This window comes from Paraburkholderia sp. JPY465, from assembly GCF_050436725.1.
Lineage (GTDB): Bacteria > Pseudomonadota > Gammaproteobacteria > Burkholderiales > Burkholderiaceae > Paraburkholderia > Paraburkholderia youngii.
This window is the reverse complement of sequence record NZ_JBNDMT010000007.1, coordinates 343,600-365,792: the sequence shown is the minus strand read 5'-3', so window position 1 is coordinate 365,792 and position 22,193 is coordinate 343,600. Positions and strand designations below refer to the sequence as shown.

The 22,193-nt window shown below is 62.2% G+C and carries 9 protein-coding genes and 6 pseudogenes; 6 read left to right on the top strand and 9 right to left on the bottom strand.

The window, feature by feature from the left end:
* The first annotated feature begins 285 nt into the window (after positions 1-285).
* Positions 286-3,393: pseudogene (locus tag QFZ94_RS42360) on the top strand (S8 family serine peptidase).
* Here QFZ94_RS42360 and istB read toward each other — a convergent pair.
* Positions 3,336-4,103 (bottom strand): IS21-like element helper ATPase IstB, encoded by a 768-nt coding sequence (gene istB / locus QFZ94_RS42355; protein ID WP_429455436.1) that lies wholly within the window; start codon positions 4,101-4,103, stop codon positions 3,336-3,338. The pseudogene QFZ94_RS42360 and the gene istB overlap by 58 nt on opposite strands.
* Before the next feature lie 2 nt (positions 4,104-4,105).
* Positions 4,106-5,683 (bottom strand): IS21 family transposase, encoded by a 1,578-nt coding sequence (istA, locus tag QFZ94_RS42350; protein ID WP_429455387.1) that lies wholly within the window; start codon positions 5,681-5,683, stop codon positions 4,106-4,108.
* 111 nt (positions 5,684-5,794) lie between these two features.
* Between istA and QFZ94_RS42345 the strand changes: the two are divergent.
* Positions 5,795-6,214 (top strand): annotated as a pseudogene (locus QFZ94_RS42345) (autotransporter outer membrane beta-barrel domain-containing protein); the annotation flags it as partial.
* Between the two features lie 440 nt (positions 6,215-6,654).
* Here QFZ94_RS42345 and QFZ94_RS42340 read toward each other — a convergent pair.
* The 3 genes and pseudogenes from QFZ94_RS42340 to QFZ94_RS42330 form a co-directional block, all read right to left on the bottom strand.
* Positions 6,655-6,933, bottom strand: a complete 279-nt coding sequence (locus QFZ94_RS42340) for a hypothetical protein (protein ID WP_429463993.1) — start codon at positions 6,931-6,933, stop codon at positions 6,655-6,657.
* Between the two features lie 23 nt (positions 6,934-6,956).
* Positions 6,957-10,313, bottom strand: coding sequence for an SNF2-related protein (locus QFZ94_RS42335; protein WP_429463992.1), 3,357 nt, complete (start codon positions 10,311-10,313; stop codon positions 6,957-6,959).
* A gap of 863 nt (positions 10,314-11,176) precedes the next feature.
* A pseudogene (locus QFZ94_RS42330) lies at positions 11,177-11,386 on the bottom strand (DNA-binding protein); the annotation flags it as partial.
* Positions 11,387-11,449: 63 nt separating this feature from the next.
* On the opposite strand from QFZ94_RS42330, the gene QFZ94_RS42325 reads away from it, so the two are divergent.
* Together QFZ94_RS42325 and QFZ94_RS42320 are read left to right on the top strand one after the other, a co-directional pair.
* A complete protein-coding gene (locus QFZ94_RS42325) occupies positions 11,450-12,670 on the top strand; it encodes a tyrosine-type recombinase/integrase (protein ID WP_429463990.1) in 1,221 nt (406 codons plus the stop codon).
* Between the two features lie 65 nt (positions 12,671-12,735).
* A pseudogene (locus QFZ94_RS42320) lies at positions 12,736-15,718 on the top strand (Tn3 family transposase).
* 299 nt (positions 15,719-16,017) lie between these two features.
* On the opposite strand, the gene QFZ94_RS42315 reads toward QFZ94_RS42320, so the two are convergent.
* From QFZ94_RS42315 to QFZ94_RS42305, 3 genes and pseudogenes are all read right to left on the bottom strand, one after another.
* Entirely contained in the window at positions 16,018-16,467 is a 450-nt protein-coding gene (locus tag QFZ94_RS42315) for an SET domain-containing protein (protein WP_410852725.1), read from the bottom strand.
* Positions 16,468-16,825: 358 nt separating this feature from the next.
* Positions 16,826-17,095: a DUF1488 family protein gene (locus QFZ94_RS42310; RefSeq protein WP_429463988.1), complete on the bottom strand. Its 270-nt coding sequence runs from the start codon at positions 17,093-17,095 to the stop codon at positions 16,826-16,828.
* A 152-nt stretch (positions 17,096-17,247) separates the two neighbouring features.
* Positions 17,248-18,960, bottom strand: a pseudogene (locus QFZ94_RS42305) (phage integrase family protein).
* Positions 18,961-19,522: 562 nt separating this feature from the next.
* Here QFZ94_RS42305 and QFZ94_RS42300 point away from each other — a divergent pair.
* Both QFZ94_RS42300 and QFZ94_RS42295 read left to right on the top strand, forming a co-directional pair.
* Positions 19,523-19,684, top strand: a complete 162-nt coding sequence (locus QFZ94_RS42300) for a hypothetical protein (RefSeq protein WP_429463986.1) — start codon at positions 19,523-19,525, stop codon at positions 19,682-19,684.
* Between the two features lie 52 nt (positions 19,685-19,736).
* Positions 19,737-20,852 (top strand): annotated as a pseudogene (locus QFZ94_RS42295) (IS256 family transposase); the annotation flags it as partial.
* Here the strand turns inward: QFZ94_RS42295 and QFZ94_RS42290 are convergent.
* Complete coding sequence (locus QFZ94_RS42290; RefSeq protein ID WP_429459802.1) at positions 20,831-22,066, bottom strand: IS110 family transposase; 1,236 nt, start codon at positions 22,064-22,066, stop codon at positions 20,831-20,833. The pseudogene QFZ94_RS42295 and the gene QFZ94_RS42290 overlap by 22 nt on opposite strands.
* Between the last annotated feature and the right edge of the window lie 127 nt (positions 22,067-22,193).

Genomic DNA, 22,193 nt, shown 5'->3' with positions numbered 1-22,193 from the left:
AGCTCACGGAATGCGCACCATCTCGCATGCGTCCCATCAGCTCGAGTCTCCTACCGGACACCGCACAATTTTTGCCAACAACCGCTCGTTGAGCCATGCTCATCATCGCCGACACCTCCGCCGTTTCACGCTCGCGTTACAGATCGACCTTGTGCATATGGTCAGCCGCACGCTTGATCCCTGTCGATACGTATCGCGCAATCGTTGCTTGCAGCCCGAACGACTTCCTTCCGCCGGTACGATGGCGGCTCTAAGCGTCGATCATACCGAACACAGGCTAAAGCGATGTATAAGGCAAGGTCGATCGCATTGCTTCATGTATTTCTTGTGGGATCTCTGTTTCTAAAGCCAGCATTCGGTCAGGAACGACTCTATACGAATGCCGACGGTAGCAAAACGGACAGCCTGGAGCAAGCCGCCAAATCTTGGGGCAACGATAAAGAATTCAAGGCGAGCTGGTCGGCTGGCGCGATGAAGGCGCAATACGCGTATGCGATGGGGTTTACCGGAAGAGGTATAAAAGTCGGGGTGCTGGATTCAGGCGTCGATACGACACATCCCGAACTGTCAGGGCCTCGGATCCATCCTGTGTCTACTATCGGTACATACTATGAAGACGGGTTCCAGTTTTATGCCGACGATTCGATGATCCCGGTCAGGAAGGGTGACGCATTCAATGTTCGCGGATCGCATGTCGATGGCGTCAATGACTCGCATGGGACCGAGGTAAGCGGAGCCATTGGTGCCGCACGAGACGGCAAAGGAATGCAGGGTGTTGCGTTCAATGCAGATGTTTATGTCGCAAACACCAATGGGACCGACGACAATCGTGAGCAGGGCTCCAACTGCTTAGACTACGGTTACTTTACTGCTGCCTATGATGCCTTGGGAAAGAGCGGTGTTCATATCGTCAATCAAAGTTGGGGACAGAACTCTCCCATTTCAGCGGAGAATCGGACAGATTCTGTTGACCAGCTCAAAACCGCGTACCAGGGATTCGCTAAACGCGCGCGCGAAGGTTCGAAAACCTGGATAGATGCAGCCGCAGAAGCTGCCACGAAATATGGCTATATCGAAGTCATTGCCGCGTCGAACGACCCGCAGAGAAATCCGGACGTGCTAGCCGCGTTACCCTACTATCGCCCGGAAGTCGAAAGGGACTGGCTAGCAGTGTCCGGCTATTCGAGCAACAACGGGCAAGTTTATAACCAGTGCGGTGTTGCAAAATGGTGGTGTCTCATGGCGCCGACCGTGGCGATGGCACCCAAGGCTGGAGGCGGCTATGACCCTGGCTTCAACGGTACGTCCGCGTCTGCTCCGTACGCCTCCGGTGCGCTTGCGCTGGTCATGGAGCGTTACCCCTATCTGACTAGCCAGCAGGCGTTGACAGCACTGCTGACGACCTCGCGAGAGATGGTTTCGGATCCCGCCAAAGTCGATCCGTCGAAACCATTGAACAAGCTGCCTCGCGACACTACCGGCACCTCCGGCGGTTTCACTGCCCTGATTCCTGGTAACACACATGTTCCCAATGCGGTGGCGGGCTGGGGACTCCCAGATCTATAGAAGGCAATGAACGGCCCCAGCCAGTTGCCGGGTCGGTTCAATGTGAATGTGCCTTCTGGCATGTCGGACGTATGGTCGAACGACATTTCGGACGTTGCACTCGCCGCGCGTCAGAAAGAGGACGCAGCAGAGCATCAATCGTGGCTCGATACGCTGAAAACGAAGGGCTGGACGCAGGGACTGCCCTCGAATGCGAGCGACAGCGACAAGACAGCGTACGAGATCGGCACCGAGCGCGAGTCTGCTTACCAGGCACGTGCCTATAAAGGTAGCCTGACAAAATCAGGCAGTGGTCTGCTGACCCTGTCGGGGAACAACACCTATCGCGGATTGACAATGGTTGACGGTGGGGAACTGCGGATCGATGGCTCGATTGTCGCCGGCGCGGTGGTCAATGCAGCTGGACGGCTCACAGTGACCGGCCGGACGGCTGATGTTGCGGTGAACGGTGGCGGCGCAACGATCGCCGGCACAAGCGCACAGTTGTCGATCGACCAAGGCGGAACCGTAGCCGTAACGAATACAGGGAGGACGGGTGACGTGTTGCTGGCACGCGGCTTTGCGTCGCTCGACGGAGCAAGCGGCAACGTCGCGGTCGGTAACGGAGGGGTCGTTAGCGGCAACGGCGCCCTGCAATCTCTGAACGTGAATGAAGGAGGAACGGTCGCCCCTGGACATTCGATCGGCCTGTTGAAAGTAACGAATGACGCGAATTTCGCAACAGGATCAACCTATGCGGTCGAACTTTCGCCGAGCGGAGCAAGCGACCGGATCGACGCAGGTGGTAAAGCGCGTATCGCGAATGGCACGCTCAGCCTTGCGCTTGAACATTCACCCCCATCCCTTAGTCTCGAACAGTCACGCTCGATTCTGGGTCAGCGTTTCGACATTTTGAACGCCGCAGGAGGCGTCGAAGGTCAGTTTGCGACGCCTGGTGGCTACCTGTTCGTGTTGCCGTCGCTCGCATATGGTCCGACGAGCGTCAGTCTCACCGTGAATCGAAGCGCGACGCCGTTCGCGAGCGTCGCGGGTACGGATAACGAACGCAGTGTCGCTCGCGCGATGGAGACACTGAACCCGGGCAGCGCAGTGTACAACAGTGTGCTGTTCGCAATCTCCGCACAGGTGCCACAGGCAACATTTGGACAACTGACGGGTGAAATTTATCCTGCCACCTACGCGACGCTCATCAATGAAAGCCGTCAGGTACCCGACGCGGTGTTCGGGCGGCTCTGGGCTACGCGTGATACCGCCTCGACACAGTCAGGCGCTTGGGCGCGCCTGTTGGGCTCGTGGGGGGGAGCACGGGGTGATGGCGTCAATGGATACACCAGTTCGACAGGTGGCTTCCTCGCGGGTGCAGATGCAATGGTGCACGATGGTGTTCGCGTGGGTGGCCTCGCCGGCTACAGCCATAGCGGCGTCAATCTGCGTGACCAGCCGTCGTCTGCATCATTCGACAGCTTTCATCTCGGTGCATATGCGGCCTGGCAGCCCAGCGCGCTCGGGCTGCGCGCGGGCGTAGAGCACGCGTGGCACCGAGGTGGCATGGATCGCTATGTGCAGTATGGCGCGACGTCTGAGCACGAAAGCGGCACGCTGAACGCAGAAACGACCCAGGTGTTCGCCGAGACCGCTTATCGTCTAAACCTTAGCGGAGCAGCCGACGTGGAGCCGTTCGGGCAGCTCGCCTATGTTCATTTCCCCGATGGGCAGTTCAAACTCCTCCACTTGTGGGCGGCTAAATTCCCCCAGGCAGGACGAGCGGATTATGCGTCGGATTCCTCAGTGACGGCAAGCCTGGCAGCAGCTTCCCGGAGTCGATAGCTCTTGCCTTCAAACTCGAGGAGTTTGGAGCGATGCAGCAGACGATCAAGGATCGTCGAGGCCATGGTGCTGTCGCGAAGGTAGCGCCCCCAGTCCTGGACGACACGGTTGGACGTGACGAGGATGCTGCGACGTTGCTTGTAGCGTTGATGGACCAGTGTCTGCAGCAATTCGGCCGCGGCATCGGGAATGCGTTTGGCGAGGAACAGATCGTCAAGCACGAGGAGTTCGGGCTCGACCAGGGCCTTGAGCAGCCGGTCCTGATCGGCACGTGTTTCCACGGCATAGCCGGCGAACACGGTGTCGGACTCGACGTATCGCACCTTCATTCCCTGCAGGGTGGCGTTGTAGGCGATAGCCTTGGCGATATGACTTTTGCCGGTGCCGGGTTTGCCGATCAGCAGCGCGTTGTCGCTGTCGGCGACGAACTTCAGCGTGTGTAGCTCGAAGCAGGCCTGCCGGGGGACTTTCGTGTTGAAGGACCAGTCGAAGTCGCTCAGGGTTTTGCGCTCGTCCAGGCCGGACTGCTGGAAGCGTCGTTCGAGAAGCCGGGACTGTCGTCGATCGAGCTCGTCCTGCAGAATCATGGAGAAGGTTTCAAGGAATGGCTGCTGGCTGGCCTGGGCTTGCAGCACCCGGGTTTCCAGTGTCGCGCTGATGCCGGACAGGCGCAGTTCGCGCAGGGCGCGGTCGATTTCGGCAAGGCTCATGCTCAAGAGAGATCTCCGTTGGGTGATGGCATGGCGGCGCTATGCTTGGCGCCGAGGGTGAACAGGTCGGCGTAGTCGTCGCCGTCCCGGATGAGGTGATGTTCCTGAGTCAAGGGCAGTTCGCCCTGGACGGGCGCGTCCAGTTCGGCCAGCGCCTGCTCCAGCAGACGCTCGGTCAGCGCCTTGACCTGTTTGTAGCTGGGCATGCCTTCTCTCATTGCGATCTCGCAGGCCGATTCGATCAGGCGGCGGGGATAGCGCCGGACCAGGCCGACGATGCCCCAGAGCTTGCGCTGACCGACTCGCCCTTCGGTGTCGAACAGATGCTGGCACAGGCGTTCGGCCGATGGCCCGATCGTCCTGGCCTGCGCGAGGATGCGGCGCGTTTCCCGGGAGGGATTGAACGGTCGCTCGTCGTGCGGCAGGATCACTGTTCCCGGCCTGTCGGCCAGAATGTGGGTGCGCAGCAATGTCTGTGTCTGGAGGTTGCGGATTTCCAGGTGACGGGCAAATTTACGCACCAGCACCTTGCTGCCAATGGGAGCCGGTTGGGCAGCGTAACTGCTGTGGTCGACCCGTACGCACGTGTCGTCGCAGACCGTGTAGACCTTGTCGGTGAAGTATTCGAAGTTGCGCGCCGGCAAGGCACGCAGATGGGGGCGCTCTTCCTCGAACATCGCCTGAACCTGGCGACGGGTACTGCCGTGGATCCTTCTGGCCGCCCAGTTCGATTCCCATTGATCAAGGAAGGCGTTTTGCTCCTCGATCGACTCGAACCGGCGCCCCTTCAGGGCCGTGCCTTGGGTATGCTGGATAGCGTTCTCGACGGTGCCCTTGCGATTCGGATCTCGTACGCGGGCTGGGTCCGCCACCACGCCGTAGTGAGCGAGCATGGCTGCATACACCGGATTGAGCTCCGGCTCGTACAGGTCCGGTTTGATCACGCCTTCCTTCAGATTGTCGAGGACGACGTATTGCGTTACACCACCCAGCTGGCGCCAGGCCTGCTCGTGCAACTCGGCCCAGACCTGTTTGCTGGACTTCCACACAACGCGGCGGAAGCTGCGTCGCGAGTACCGAAGCGTCATGACGAACAACCGCGGCTTGCGGTAACGGTTTGTGCCCGGCACCCTGGTCAGGGCCCCCTCGCCATAATCAACCTGGGCTTCTTCGCCAGGCTGGAAATCCAGCCGGTCAAACTGGGCCGGTTCATGCTGGCGCAATGTCCGCACCAACCGCTTGACGCTGTCGTATCCGGCAGCAAAGCCAAACCGGTCCACCAGATCCTGGTAGATGGCCATGGCGTTGCGCCGCAGCCGCAACTGGGCCTCTATGAACTCCCGGTGTGACTCGCAGGCCGATATCTGGTTGCTCTTTGCCGGTGGGCAGGGTGGAGGAATTTGCAGCCCGGAGCCGGTGGGCACCGTGGGGGAATTTGCCTGCGCCGCCGCGAATTGCTCCTGGTACTTGCGGATCGTCTTACGGTCGACTCCCGTAATCCGGGCAATCTCCCGCTGACGTTTGCCCGCGGCGATGAGCGTGGCGATGGTTGTTTGCAGATGCGGCTTCAAGACATTCACTCCAACAACCCCTCTTTTTCTTCATTCGAGGGGTGTAAGGTAACGTCCTGCCAGACCGCGCCAGCGTCATGCTCCGCGTGTCTCTAGGTGGGGGATTTTAGGTGCCCACAGGTGGGGGAATTTGCCCGCCCATCGGGGGTTCATTTGAACAATCATGGAATGGCCGAGACAGGCGGTGCGGCCACGCTGCGCGTTCAGGAAGGCAACAACGATGTATCGTGTACAACGCTCGGCATGCGCGGCACAACGCAGTTCACGCTGATATCGATGATGCAGCTTACGCTGCAAGGGAGCCTCGGCTGGCAGCACGCGCTGACGAGCGGCCGTCCGGTTGCGACGCTTGCATTCGCTTCTGGCAGCGACGGTTTCTCGGTCGCGAGCGTGCCGGTTGCGAAAGATGCGGCAGTGCTAAGCGTGGATGCCCGGATCGATATCGGCGAGAATGGACGCCTCAGCATCGGATATTCGGGTTCGCTGGCTAGCCGGCAATCCGATCATACGGTGCAAGGCAATTTAAACTGGAAGTTCTGAAAAAGCGAACCTCATTGTCACCGCAATGGTCGCAACTACTGTGAGCCCGTATCGATGGAACGCAAGCCAGAGACCGATGATTGCAAGCTCGGTCGCAAGCAATGTGAGCCCACGGCTCGCCGTCAGTCGCAACCAATTCGAGCCGAAAAAGCCGATGATTGCGAGCCAGACTGGTTTCGATTGCAAGCAGCTACAACTACTCGTCCGATCTGGGCGCGCTTTTCGGTGCCATCGACGGACAGAAGTTCGCTGCCGCCACTCCGACCGCAAAGGCGAGGCACTCGCGCAAATATTTCGGTCGCGAACGGGGAGTGAGGGTTGGCCGCAATTCGTCAATTTTTCGCCAAAACGATGCTAAGTCGATGAGCCAGAAAGAGAAATTTGACCGATCGGCAACGGCTTGAACATCACAGGCTCGACTGGAGAAATTGATTGTCGCTTCAGTCAGGGGGCAACCCGGGCCAGGCGTTACCGACCGGATGCGGATAGAGGATACCGAGCGCGTGACGTTCCACAAAAATGAGGTCAATCCACCGGACGGTGGTTTCGCGGCGGGTCGTCATTCGCGCAATCAGTTTGGCGAGGGTTTCGCCCGGGGAGGTCGAGGTGTGCAGGGTGACTGGTTTGCGCTCACGCCAGCGCGAGAGCGCGGCCTCGACGTGGGCGATGGTGAGCCGGTGGCCGGCTTGTGCGGGGATCGGAAAATCGGCTGGGGTCATGGAATTTGCAGAGAAACTGGACATCATCGGCCCTGCGTCCCGGTCCTGGCGCGCGGACGGGCCGCTGCGGCCGGCGAGACATCCGGAATCGGTTCAAACAGCGCATCGAGGTCGTCGGCTGAAAACTTGACCGCGCCGGCGCCGTCTTCGGACAGAATGCTGTCGGCCAGCACGGCCTTCTTCTCCTGCAGCGCGACGATCTTTTCCTCGATGCTGCCGGCGGCGATCAGCTTGTAGACGAACACCGGCTTGTCCTGGCCGAGACGATGCGCACGATCCGTCGCCTGGTTTTCCGCGGCGGGGTTCCACCACGGATCGTAGTGAATCACGGTGTCGGCTGCCGTCAGGTTCAGACCAACACCGCCGGCCTTCAGGCTGATCAGGAAGAGCGGCACTTCCCCTTGCTGGAAGCGCTGCACGGGCGTCATGCGATCGGTGGTGTCGCCGGTGAGGATGACGTATGGGATGGCGGCCTTCTCGAGCGCCGCCGAGATCAGCGCCAGCATCCCGGTGAACTGCGAGAACAGCAGCACGCGGCGCCCTTCGTCGATCAGTTCCGGGAGCATTTCGAGGAGCAGGTCAAGCTTGGCTGATTCCCTGACCTGTGCCGCTTTCTCCAGCTTGACGAGGCGCGGATCGCAGCAGACCTGACGCAGCTTGAGCAACGCATCGAGCACGATAATGTGACTGCGGGCGAGTCCCTGTGCGGCAACGGCGGTCCGGACCTTTTCCTGCATCGCGGCGCGTACCGTTTCATACAGATCGCGCTGCGCACCTTCAATGTCCACGGTGCGCACGATGACTGTCTTCGGCGGCAGTTCGGTCGCAACCTCATCCTTGCGCCGGCGCAGCATGAACGGGCGGATTCGGCGTGCGAGCAGCTCGCGCCGCACGGTGTCGCCGCCTTTCTCGATCGGCGTGCGCCAGCGCTTCGTAAAATCTTTCCGGCTGCCAAGGAACCCGGGCAGCAGGAAATCGAACTGGGACCACAGCTCGCCCAGGTGATTTTCGAGTGGCGTACCGGTCAGGCACAGGCGGTGCTGCGCGCGCAGTTCGCGGATGGTAGCTGCCGCTTTGGTCGTGGCGTTCTTGACGTACTGGGCCTCGTCGAGGATCAGCAGGTGATAGTCATGCCGCGCGAGGATGGCCTGATCGCGCCACAGCAGCGCGTAGGTCGTCAGGATGAGATCGTGTTCGCCGATCTGGTCGAAACGATCGCGGCGCTCGGGCCCGTTCAGATCGAGGACTTTCAGGTCGGGCGCGAAACGTCCCGCTTCCTCGCGCCAGTTGTGGACCAGCGTGGTCGGCACGACGATCAGCGCGGGCTGCTCGAGACGACCTGCCTCCTTTTCGGCGAGCACATGGGCCAGTGTCTGCACGGTCTTGCCGAGTCCCATGTCGTCGGCCAACACGCCCGACAGGTTGTGCTCGCGCAGGAACTGCATCCAGCTTAAGCCCTGATGCTGGTACGCGCGTAATTCAGCCTGCAATCCGCGCGGCACGGGTACCTCGGCCAGACCTGGTCCGGCCTGCAGGCGCTGCGCGAGCTGGCGAATTGACGCATCGCCGTGGAACTGCCAGCGGCCCGTATCGTTCAGTGCTTCGAGGCGGCCGGCATCCAGTTCGGAAATCCGCAGGGAACCTTCTCCAACAGACTCGAACAGATCGACCAGTATCCGCACGACCGGTTTGAGCCGGTCGGCGCGCAGGCGCAGCCGTTCGCTCCGATTGGTTCTCAGCTCGATCATTTCGTCATCGGCAATCGTATCGAGTTCGCCCGACAGCCAGCGCCGGTCGCGCCGGAACAGTTCCGCCAGCAGCGGCTCGAGGCGCTCCGTACGGTCGCCTACCGTGATCCCCATTTCCAGATCGAACCAGCCGTCGCCGGCGTGGTGCGCCGTCCCGTCGATGGCGTCGATCTCGATCACGTTGAAGCGGAACCCAGCGGTCATGGTGACGCGCCAGCCCTTGCCGCGCAGCACCGGTAACACATCATTCACGAACGCGTACCACGCTTCTGGCTCCGTCAGCCCGAGCATCGCATCGGGAAGCGATTGCATACTCTGTACGCGACTGGCGGGGATCTTCTGCAGCCCGGTCTTGCGTAACTCTATCAGCCGCTTTTTCTCGGCATCAGGGCGCCGCCTGAGCTGAACAACGCCACCGTCGGGATGCGAGACCAGGGTCGCGTCACTATCCGCGTTGAGGCAAACCCCGTCATAGTCGAAACCGACGGTCGCGAAATCCAGCACGCCGCTGTGGTAGTCATATTTGCCAAAGCTCGCGGAATACACCGAGCGGGTGTCGAGCGACAGGAGCGGCACCGGCTCGGTGTCGATCACCCGGATGGCCGATGCGTCGTGTGCCGGAGGTGACGGCAGATCGGGGGCAATCTCGCGCAGCACGGCGGCCACGAGCGGTGCTTCAGCCAACGAGATCGGCGGCATCGACAGGTACGTGGCCAGTTGCTGCGATGTCAGGGATTGCGACGGCAACTGCACAATGCCGGCGACACCCGCCTGCGCGTCGACGTACCAGAGCGGTTCGGTTGCCAGCAGCAGCGTGGCTAGTGGCCCGGTTCGCAATACAGGTCGCAGATGGTCGTCTGCCTGGGGCTGCCACTCGATCTGTCCCGTACGAGGATCGCCCTGGGACAGCGCCACAGGCGTGGACAATGCGCCCTGATTCGCGCTCACTGCGGCGAACAGGCGACCGGTCACGATCAGCTTCTGCAGCACATCCGCCCCGGTTGAGCCGCGCAACACGAAGCTGCCATAGTCCTCGCGACAGCGGCCCAGCCACAGTCCACGCAGGATCGTCAGATCATCGTCCGTGACGAATTTCGGCGGCTTGATGAGGGCGGCCTCGACATTGTTCCACGCATCGTCGATCGAGCGGATCGTGCCGTCGGCATTGCGGCGCGCCTTGAAGAGTTGCACTTCATGGCGCTGGTGATAGCGCGACCAGCCCAGCACATAGGCGAGCGTATGGGGCGGTTTCGAGGCCGCCTTCCTTGCATTGGGCGCGGTAGTCGCCAGTTCGGCACGAAACGTTTCCAGCCAGCTGACGAGTTCATGACGTACGTCTGGCTGGGGCTTCGGCATGCGTTCGAGGCCTGCAATCAGCAGCGCCGCTGCGTGCTTGCAGTCGTATCCAACCGGGCACGAGCATTCACTTTCGGCCCACAGGCCATCCGCTGTGTCGTAAAACTGCACATCCACCGTATAGGGGCGACGCGCAGTCCCCTGCACCTCGCCGCTGAGTACATTGTCCTGCCAGCGCAGCTTTGATACCGCGTGGACGTAATCACGCGCCTTGGCGAGCGTGCGGGAATCCAGCCAGCGCGCGATCTGCGCCCGGTCATAAAAAACTGACGACATCCGTGACCCATCCATACATGTTCGACCAGCGATGACGGCAACGCGTGAGCAGGCAGAGATGAGTAAGACGTTGACTTCCTGTCCCTGTCATGACCTCCCGGCATCCGTTGCCCGCGATGGCTGCCTATTTTACGCGCCAACGTTTGCGGGAAGGTGGCCTTTGGGATTTGCCCAGGCACACTGGTTACAGCCGGTGCTGTTATCCCCCTTTCGGGTTTCGGCACCGTCAGGGCCGACGGCGTTCTTTTCAGCGCGTCTAGCAATCGGCGCGTGACCTGAACCTCGGCATCAGCGCGCTCAGCCCGTTGCAGCGCGTCCTGCAGCAGCGATCGCGTGCTGTTCAGTTCATCCATGGTGGCGAGGTGCTGTTGCGTTGCGCTTTCATCCCGCTGCTGTAAAAGCCGGAGCTCGGTACGCAAGGAGGCAAGCGCGTCGGCATGCTGGAGCGCTGTGTCCTTCAGTTCAGCGCGTGCACCGCCCAATTGAACGCGCAGCTCTTCAGCGGTCTTTTCGCTTTTCTGGCGAGCGGTGCGTTCCTGGTCAATTTCTCGCAGAGCGCGCTTCTCATGACTGACGGCCCGCTCCTCGGCGGTGGTGACACGGTCGCGTGCGCGCTCCAGTTCAGCGGTGAATTCGGCCTTGACCTGCGCGAACTGAGGGGCGGCTTCGTCAACTTGCCGGCGGATTTCCTGCAGGCGGGCCTCGGTTGCCGCATGCGCCTCGCGTTCGGTGGCTAGCGCATCGCGCATGCTGGCGAGTTGCGCGCGCGTCGCTTCGAGTTCAGCCTGTGTCGCCGCCGTCGCCTGCCGGGCGAGCTCGAGTTCTGCGACGACCTGATCGCGTACTGCTTCGGCTTCGTGGGCCTGATGACGCGCCTCGGCGCGCAGTGTGGCCAACTGGCCGGTCGCCGCTTCCGATGCCGCCTGCCAGATGCTGAGCACGGCGTCGGCTGCGACCTGCTTCATGGCGTCGGGCAGGTCCGGATGGTGGATCTTCACACGGGTCTTGTCGCGCAGATCCTGCCAGAACCGGTTCAGCACGTCGGCGGGCGTCGTCATGCTGCCCTTGCGCACCAGGCTGTAGAGCTTGTTCGCCGTGGGCGTGATGCAATAGCGGAAGAACAGCAGCGTCACACCATGAACCGCCCCGTCAGCCCTCTCGCCCCCCTCGTGCCGGATGCCCCGGCGCCGCCGCTTGAACGCCTGCGCATCCCGCCGGAGCTGTCCGGCGTTGCCCGCACCAATCGCGCTCACAACTCAATCGCGCAAATCAGTGCCGAGGACGATCTGGCCGCGAGCGCCGCGTGGCTGGTCCGCTACGCCGATGTGCCCGGCACACTGGCGACCTACCGCAAGGAGGCCGAACGCCTGCTGCTATGGGCCGTCATGCAGCACGGCAAACCCCTGTCATCGCTAACGCACGAGGACCTGCTCGTCTATCAGCATTTCCTCGCCGATCCGCAACCGGCGTGGCGCTGGATCATGACTTCGCGCAAGAAGCCCGGCCGCAAGTCTGCCGACTGGAGGCCCTTCGCGGGACCGCTGTCGCCCACGAGCGTGCGCCATGCGATGACAATTCTCAACGCGATGTTCGCGTGGCTGGTCGACGCCGGCTATCTCGCCGGCAATCCCCTGTCGCTCGCGCGACGCCGCGGCGTCAAAGCCAGCCCCCGTGTCACGCGTTATCTGACGCACGAGTTGTGGGATGTGGTGAGGATCACTATCGAGAACCTGCCGGTGGGCACCGAACGCGAGCGGTTGCACGCGGCACGCTGTCGCTGGCTCTTCACGACCCTGTATCTCGGCGGCCTGCGTGCTGCGGAGATCGCCAGCACCCCGATGGGCGCGGCATTCTGCCGGCGCGACGCCGCCGGCGTCGAACGGTGGTGGATCGAGGTGTGCGGCAAGGGCAGCAAGACCCGCCTGGTGCCGGCTTCGGATGAACTGATTGCCGAACTGGCACGCTACCGGCGTGCACACGGACTGCCGCCGTCGCCGCAGCCAGGTGAAACGCGTCCGCTGCTGTTGCCGCTGATCGGTCATGACAAGCCCCTGTCGCGCGGCGCCATCCACCTGATCGTCAAGCAGGTATTCCGGCTGGCTGCCGGGCGGCTGCGGGCCCGTGGACCCGAGTGGCACGCCCGCGCGGATGTGCTGGCCGCCGCCTCGGCGCACTGGGTGAGACACACCGCCGGCTCCCACATGACCGACCAGCAGGTCGACCTGCGCTTCGTGCGCGACAACCTTGGGCACACGTCGCTCGCCACCACCAGCGTCTATCTGCACGCGGAAGACGATGCGCGCCATCAGGCCACCCAGACGCGTCACCGGCTGGGCTGGGGCAAGCCCGCCGGATAGCGGGGTTTCGCCCAGGGAATGCGTGAGATGGCAGACTCCCGCATTCCGCCCCAATTTATGCGCGCATGAATCACGTCCATGAAACCGCCTATCCGGCGCTGCCTGCCGAAATCAGTGAAGGCGAACTCCGTGCCGCCTTCACGCCCAGCGCCACCGAAATCCGTTTCGTGTACGGCCAGTTCCGGCAGGCACCGATACGCGTGCTGATCCTCGCGCAGCTCAAGCTGTTGCAGCGGCTTGGCTATCTGCCACCCGTATCGGACATTCCGGCCGCCATCCTTCACCACGTCTGCGCGGTACTCGGGGTGCGCCCAGTCCCGCGCGCCACGCTCGTGCGCTATGACCGCTCGGGCAGCAAGTCAGGTCATCAGAAAGTCCTTCGTGAGTTCGTCAACATCCGTCCCGCCAGTGCGCAGACATACAGCTGGCTGGATACCGTGGCGGACGACGCCGCCCGCACCAAAACTGAACTGCCCGATATCGTCAACGTCCTCATCGAGGAACTGGTCCGGCATCGATATGAACTGTCGCCGCTTGCGACGCTCTCGCGTATCGCCGTCCACGCCCGCAGCAGCCTCTACGAAACCCTCTACCGATCATTTGTCGACTCGCTGGATGCCTCACAGGTGGAGCGGCTCGATGGGCTTTTTGTAAGCGACACGGGCCAGACCCGCTGGGACGCTCTGAAGCGCGAACCGAAGCGGCCACGCCCCCGTGAGGTGGCCAGTTTCCTGGAGCATATCCAGCAGATGCGCGAACTGGCCGATGGCCTGCCACCGCCACCGGAAATCCTTTCTGCGCCCAAGCGCACGCAGTTCGTCATTGAAGCGCGCGCCCTCGACGTGCACGAAATGCGCACGCTCAAGCCCGCCAAACGTTACACGCTCGCCGTGCTCTTTGTCTTCTCGCAGTTGCAGAAGGCGCTCGACGATGTCGCGGAAATCTTCATCAAGACGGTGCGCAATCTCGAGAGCACCGCAAAGCTGCGGCTTCAGCAATACCAGCTCGCCCACGCCGACCAGCTTGAAGCGCTCGTCAGCCAGTTTCGTGACGTACTCAACGTGCTGCAGGACGCTGAGGTACCAGATGCCGAGCGCATCGCCCGCATGCGGGCTGCCCTGAACGGCGATCCCGACGCCGCGCTGACCCGCTGCAATGAGCCCATCGCGTACGCCGGCAGTCACACCTTTCCCTTCCTGCTGACTCCGTACCGGAATCTGCGATCGCTGCTTTTCCAGTGTCTCGACATGCTGCCGCTGAAACCCAGCTCCCAGGACGACGCGTTGCTCGTCGCGCTGACGTGGATGCAGCCGTTGCGCTCGTCCCGCCGCGAACACCTGATGCTCAGTGACGATGACGTCGCCACCTTGCCGCTCGACTGGATCCCGGAGAAATGGGAAAAGAGCATCTTTCCGGATGGCCGGTCCGCCCGGCTGCTGCATCGCAAATATTTCGAGCTGTGCGTGTTCAGCCAAATCATGCGCGAACTCAACTCGGGCGATGTCTACGTTGAGCAGAGTGATCAGTATGACGACCCTCGTGAGCATCAGGTGTCGTGGGACGAATTCCAGGAGGAACTGCCTCGCTATGGCGAACTCGTCGGGCTGCCGGTCGACGCGCGCGCCTTCGTCAACGGCCTGCGCGACCAACTCAGCACGCTGGCCGACGAAGTCGACGCGGGTTTTCCGGCGAACGACTACGTCGAGATCACCGAGCAGGGCCTCATCCTTCACAAGCTCGAGACGGAACCCGAACCGCCGAACAAGAAACTTATCGATCAGGCCATCACGGCCGCGATGCGCCCCATCAGTATTCTCGACATCCTCACCGAAACCGAGCAGTGGCTCGATCTGCATACACTGTTCGGCCCGCTGTCGGGCTTCGAGACCAAGATCGACGACCCGCGCAAGCGCTTCATTACGACGCTGTTCTGCTACGGCTGCAATCTCGGGCCCAGCCAGACCGCTCGCTGTGTCAAGAATCTGAGCCGCAAGCAGGTCGCGTGGCTGAACCTGCGATACGTCACCGAAGAGCGGCTCGACAAGGCGATCGTCAGGGTCATCAATGCGTACAACCAGTTTGCGCTGCCGAAATTCTGGGGCTCCGGCAAACAGGTGTCGGCCGACGGCACGAAGTGGATTCTTTACGAGCAGAACCTGCTGTCCGAATACTATATCCGGTACGGAGGATACGGCGGGATCGGCTACTATCACGTGTCGGACATGTACATCGCGCTGTTCAGCCACTTCATTCCGTGCGGTGTACACGAGGCTGTCTATATTCTCGACGGGTTGATCAGGAATACGTCCGATGTGGAGCCCGACACCGTTCATGGCGACACGCAGGCGCAAAGCGCACCGGTGTTCGGGCTCGCGTACCTGCTTGGAATCAAGCTGATGCCGCGCATCCGCAACGTCAAGGGCCTGAAGTTCTTCAAGGCCGACCGGAACCGAAGCTACAAAAACATCGACTCCCTGTTTCGCGCGACCGTCGACTGGGCCTTGATCGAGCGGCATGTTCCCGACATGCTACGCGTGCCGTCTCGATCAAGGCGGGTAAAATGACGCCGTCGACGATCCTGCGACGCCTGGGGTCGGAGAGCCTCAAGAACAAGCTGTACTTTGCGTTTCGTGAACTCGGCCGTGTGATCCGTACGCTGTTTCTGCTCAAATACATCAACGATCCCGAATTGCGTCGCACGATTCACGCGGCGACCAACAAGAGCGAACAGTTCAACGGTTTCGCGCAGTGGCTGATGTTTGGCGGCGAGGGCGTCATCGCTGAAAACCTCCGCCACGAGCAGCGCAAGGTCATCAAGTACAACAGCTCGTCGCGAACATGGTGATCCTCTACAACGTCCAGTGGATGTCGCGCGTGCTCAAGGAGTTGCAGGCAAAAGGGCATCCGGTCGACGCCGACGTGCTCAAGGCGCTCTCGCCATACCGGTTGGATCACATCAACCGGTTCGGCGACTACCTGCTGGACCTGATGAAGAAAATCCTCCCGCTCGACCCAACGATAGATTTCGCTTTCAGATCAGCCGCTTAAGGCACTTTTGGCGAAATATTAACGAATCCCGGGCGACCCTCAATGTCGGCTTTCGCCGAACTCTGCTCCTTCAGACCCGGGGTTGAATGACCGTAACGCCCCGGACAACCGCCCCTCACGTTGAACCATACACGTGACGGCGTAGGGGAGGACGCCATTGCTGATCGGCAATGGGCCAAACGGTCGCAATCGGGCGCCCATCTGTGCCGCCAAGAAGGCATGCTCAGATATCGGCGCGCACTGTGTCTGCATCAGACGCCGGAGACATCGCGCATCGGACCGTCTGCGCTGCAGCAGGACTATGCCGACACAGCATTGCTGCCCAGCATGGTTCGACGACATCCCGATGCGCCGCAATGACACGTGTACTGGATCCGGATGTCGTCGGTGACCGCACCGTCGACGGACAGAGCGTAGTCGATAAAAAGCTCGTCTCCCGGTGCGATAGGGGCGAGGGCGTGAATGAACACCCGGTCGCCCGTCTCGATCGCTTCGCAGTTGGGGGCGCAGGCGTGGTTCAGAAAGCGGGCGCTGTTGCCGCCCCGGCTGCCGTCGATCACACGTCCATCGGACAGGCCGAACACGAACGTGTGGCCCGCCTCGGAGCGTTGGCGGGCGGCGGCGCGCCGCCAGCTGGTCAGTTCCCCCTTGTACTCGATGACCCGCTCGCCCGCGGCGATCGGCTGTAGCGCGAACACTCCCATGCCATGTACGGGAGAGCGTTGTGCGGTGATGCGTCGCAATCGCATGGTGTCGTTTCCTTCGGGTACGTCGGTCGGTGAGACGGCCTGATTGGCAATCCGAAGCATATCGCCGCAGTCGCTGCCATTCAATGATTTCCATTTAAAATCGCAACTAACAATCACTGTCGTTCCCCATCACACTCGGGCTTCGCCCCAAAACCAGCCCACAGAGGTGACCAGGCCTGGTTGCCGTCCGGAGGAATCCAGGTGATTAACGCCAACCAGTACGCTTCTATCAAGGCGCCTCCACCTGCGAGCCTTGAACATGTCGCTCAATCAACTGCGGCCTGGTTGCACGCGCGCTGTCGGAGGTTGAGTCTGCAATGTGAACTTAAGGATTACCCCACAGACAAAAACCGGTGTCTCAGGGGCGCGAGAAATCTGCCGGTGTCAGCTCAAGTCGTGCTGCGGGATGGGCAAGCAGCTTCCGTTCAGCGATCGCGCGAATGCGACCGTAGCCATCGCGAAAGGTCTTGAGGATGCGCTCGTCGCCTGCGCGTGGCTCGAGCCAGAAATACGCTTCCAGCGCCGTGATCGTGATGATGCATTCGACCGGGCGTTTCTGGAAGACGAGAGAAAATGTCACGCCGAGGCGACTGGCGAGCACTTGCGGTTCTAGTTCGACGGTTTCCATAGGCGGCACGGACGACGCTTCAGATCAGGTCACGATGATTTTTGCACAGGTTATGCATTTCGGGTGCGGGAGAAATTGGCGGGTTGCAGATCATGGCGCGCCCCTTCGGACTGCGTGGAGGCCCGTGTTTCTCAACGCCGGTTGCGCCCTGACTACCGGCGTCTGTCACTGCCAAAAGCCTCCCCGATCTGTCGTGCCCGCTTCACCTCATCACTGTGCAGATAGATCGACGTCGTCGACACAGACGCGTGCCGCAGATTGTCCCGCACGGTCGTCAGTTCAGCGCCGCGCCCGAGCGCATGGGTCGCGTGCGTGTGGCGCATCCAGTGCGGACTCGCGCGCCGCAGCTTCTCCGCAAGCGGCGGATGATCGCCTTCGATAGCCTGCGCGGCGAGCAGGAAGAAGCGTCTGAGCACACCCCAGAGACGCGCGCTGCTGATCGCCGCGACGCTCTCCGCCTCGAGCCTGCCGACGAGCGGCGTTTCCGGCCGCCAGCGAGCCGGTGCGATCGGCAGCTTGCGTTCGGCCAGGTACCGCGCGAGTGCCTCCCACGCGAGTGGCGGCAACGCGACGCGCGCCAGCTTCTTTCCCTTGCCGGTCACGCGCAGCCAGTGATCCCCGCGCGCGTCGGTCTCAACGTGCCCGAGCGTGGCGCCGACGAGTTCGCTCGCACGCAACCCCTTTGCGTAGCCAAAGTCGAGCAGGAAGTGCAGCCGTTGTGCCGCCGGGGCCGACCAGCCATATGACCACTCGAGTCCATCGGCGCTCGTGCGCACGAGCGCCCATTCGCCCTCGGTGAAAGCGTGGGACGTGTCCAGCACGTTGGCGCCGCTGGCCTCCCGCACCTTCACGCCGGCGAACGGATTGGCAAGCACGTAGCGCTGCTCGATCAGCCAACGGAACAGCGCGCCCAGAATCGACAACGCGTGCGCGACCGAGCGGGCCGACAGGCTGCCGTTGAAGGGACGCCAGTCCGGTGAGGTGCGCGGCCGCACCGGGCCCACCCAGCGGGCGCGCGGCGACGGGTGGCGCAGGAACGCGCGATACGCGATCGCATCTTCCGTCGTGAGCGAGGACAGTGCCCGGCCGCGCTCGACGATCGCCCACAGGATCAGGCGCTAGGCTTCCTTGCGGTAGGTGCGCTGCGTGGCGGGGGATTCGTGCAGGGCAAGCCAGGTCCGCACTGCTTCGTAGTCGTTGTCCGCGTCCAGCGCGCAGGCGGCCCTGGGCGCGCGGAAGGTCCCCTGGGAGCCATCGACTTCGTGCGGCACCTGCAGCGATTCCCAGGGCACGAGCTCGGCGCGGCGGCTTGCAATGATGAGCGTCCATGCCTTTTCAGTGAGGGCAGGCCACGCCGCGAAAAACGCCTCGAACGCGCGGGCGCTGGCTGCGCCGAGGCCAGGTACCGCTTTCCACCACTGGCGGCGGCGCGGCACGCGTACGGTCAGATCCGCGAGCGTGCGGATGGCGTGGGCGTGCAGCACGCGCACGGCTCGTGGTGCGAACCACTGCGCGACGTCATCGGTGATCTGCGGTTCGGGCGCACGCGCGGTGCGCAGCAATTCGATGGCGTGCGCGACTGCCTTGGCGTGCCGTGTGCGATCTTCCGCGGGGTGATCGAGGAGAGCGGCCAGGTCGTCACGATGCGCGGTGCGCGCGATGGCCTGAAGCCGGCGCCGGATGCGCCCGAGCACGCCGCGAGCCGATTTACCGTCGCCCAGCGACGCCGGCTGATAGCGCTCGACCGCCTCGCGCACGGGCAGTCCCGCATACCATGCACGCAGCACGGCGAGTTCATCGGCCTTGGGAAAGCTGTACGGGTCGGTGGGGGCCGGGGCGGGGGTCCAGGTGAGGCAGATTGTCATGACGCCGAGTTTATCGTAGAAATAGATGCCTTATGATAAGAAAGAGTATCCCGATTACGTTTCACTTCTTCCGGGCAAACTCCGCAAACTGGGTTAGATGTGGCCCCGGGTAGGTCGCCACGTGCCTGTACGTCAGCGTGGAAATTCGTCCACGCAAAGGCCAAATAAACGATGATGAAGGCACTATGAACACGAAATCTGTCGAGAATGTTGCGGTCCCTGCGGTGAACTGGAAGGAAGTGGCCGGGGAACTGAATGGCGCGGTCGATTCCCTCGAAACGAGGGTTGAGCAGATGAAGGGGTATGTTCCGGGACGACGATGGCCCGATTCAGGAAGCGCTCGATGAAACGAGTGACGCGCGACCCGCTCCTATTTGGCGGCACGCAAGGCTGAGCAAGCCGCTCAGGACGTGCCCGCGTCAAAGCTTGAACTGACACCGTCGGAGGTGACGATTGTCAGAAGTATGCCGATGGTGAGTTTGCGTACGTTGTGGGACGTCCGAGCCTCGAGGTCTTTCGGGGTGCGCTGGATCGGTGCGGCGACACGCTCTTCAAGTTTCTGATGATCGAAACGTCGAAGGGGCAAGATTGTCTGTCTCACGAGGCCACGATGAAGGGTCTCGAGTTGGCGATGGGTGACCTGGCCAAGGTGTTGGATGCAGTGGACATGGAGGCTGACTGGTCGCTGGAGGAGCCTGAGCAGACGTCAACTCCGTTACCATGAGCCTGTCAGAAATTTTGTGTTCAAGGCATAACATGTACCCAAAGGAGCATGTATGCCAAGCAAACCAAAAGCAGGGTCTGCGCCCCCGCCTGAGCTGCCCGCGATTCCAGAGGAGCTCATCGATGAGTTCGTGAAGGGTCCGATGACGGCGGAAGCGGTGCAGGCAGCCTCGATGGCGTTCAAGAAGGCGCTGATCGAGCGTGCGCTGGGCGCCGAGCTAAAACATCACCTGGGCTATCCGAGCGGAGGCCAACGCCCGCCGGAGTCGACCAACCAGCGCAACGGCAGGAGCGGCAAGACCCTGTTGACGGAGGACGGCCCGTTGCGGGTAGACATTCCGCGCGACCGTGACGGCAGCTTCGAACCGATCCTGATACCACGGCACGAACGCCGCTTTACCGGCTTCGACGACAAGATCATTGCGATGTACGCGCGAGGCATGACCGTGCGTGAGATACAGGGCTTTCTGGCCGAACAGTACGGCACCGAAGTATCGCCGGAGTTCATCAGCTGTGTCACCGATGCGGTGACTGAGGAGATCACAGCCTGGCAGGGCCGTCCGCTCGAGCCAATGTATCCGGTGGTGTTCTTCGACGCGCTGCGTGTGAAGATCCGCGACGAAGGGATGGTGCGCAACAAGGCGATCTATCTGGCGCTGGGGATCCTGCCCGACGGCACGCGTGACATTCTCGGACTGTGGATCGAGAACACCGAGGGCGCGAAGTTCTGGATGAAGGTCTTCAGCGATCTGAAGACACGCGGCGTGCAGGACATCCTGATTGCCGTCACCGACGGACTGAAGGGCATGTCCGACGCGCTTGAAGCGGTCTTCCCGGCGACCACGCTGCAGACCTGTATCGTGCACCTCATCCGCAATTCGCTCGACTATGCCGGCTGGAAGGAGCGTCGGGAGCTGGCCGCAGCCCTGCGTCCAATCTACACGGCGGCCAGTGCTGCTGCAGCCGAGGCGGAGTTGCTTGCCCTGGAACGGGGCCCGTGGGCAAGCAGGTTCCCGACGGTCATGGCAGCCTGGCGCCGCGCATGGGTTCGCGTGATTCCGTTCTTCGCGTTTCCGCCTGAGGTGCGCAAGGTCATCTACACCACGGATGAAATACACAAGCCCTCACGCCGTACTTCGCTCGTTCGCTATGTCCGCGCTTCCGGCCACCGTATCGGCGCGCTGTCTGATTTGGGGCGCGACTGCTTCCATCGGTTAAACAGTCTCTGATAGGTTCGCTCGGACTGCTCGGCCATGGCTCGCTCCTGCTGGCGGACGCTCTTCAGACTGTAGGCGGCAGCCGAACCTTTGCGCGAGCCATGCTGCGCCGGCATTCCAGCCTGCAGTTCCAGCGCGCGCAGCTTGTGCGCGGTTAACGCGGGACGATCCCACGCGAACGGTTCGCCACGTGTCATCACATACCAGACGATCACGGCGAGCTTGCGAGCGGTCGCTACGACGGCAATTTGTTGGCCGCGGCGATCGCGCACGCGCAGGAAGAAGGCGCGCAGTGGCCCGGGCGCCTGCGTGGCGCCCCAGGCAGCCTCGACCAGCATCGCCCGTGCGTAAGAGCGGCCGCGCTTGGTGATGTGGCCGTGCCTGGCCGGTGTTGGGCCGGATTGATAGACCGACGGATTGAGCCCGAAGTAGCTCACCAGCTTCTCCGGATTCGGAAACCGCTCGATGTCGCCGATGGCCGATAGCAGCCCGATCGCCACCGTGGTATTGACGCCGGTAATCGTCAGCATCACGCGTAGTCGCGCGTCGTCGATGGTCGCTTGCGCGAGTGCCTGCTCCACCTCACGCAGATCTTCGCCGAGGCGGTCCAGTTCGCGCAGTCGCTGCTCGATGCCCAGGCGTTCATCCAGCGGCAGCGGTTGAACGCTGAGCCATGCACGCCCCTTCCTGCCAAACAGATCGGTGGCAGGACACCGCTCGATCAGATGCGCCGCCAGCACGGCGTGAACCTCGTTCTTCAGCCGCGTGCGTTGCCGCACCAGCTGCGAACGGCGCGAGATCTGCCGACGCAACGCCAGCGTGCGCTCGTCTGGCATCCAGACTTCCGGCAGAAAGCCGCTTGCATACAGTTGTGCCAGCACGGCCGCATCGATCTTGTCCGTTTTGACGCGGGCTTCGGCGATCAGCCGGACTTGCAGCGGATTCGCAATCGCCACACGCGCGACGTGACGGCGGAGCACGTTGACGATGGCGGCAGTGTTGCCGGTTGCCTCGAGCACCACGTGATCGGTGGCACGTAGGTTCTCGGCAAAGCGTTCCAGCTGGTCGCGTCGCAACCCGGTACGGCCGCCGGCATGCATCAGGCCATTCTCCAGGTACGCGATCTCGGCCACGGAGCGCGAAACATCAAATCCCACGATTCGCATAACCGTCTCCCGTATCAGATCACTGTTGGGAGCCGGTGGGGCAGCACGACAACTACGGATTCGCGCTCACAGCGCAACCGGGCGGGTCGCAGGGGCGGCCAACTACTAACACGAGCTCGCGGCTCAT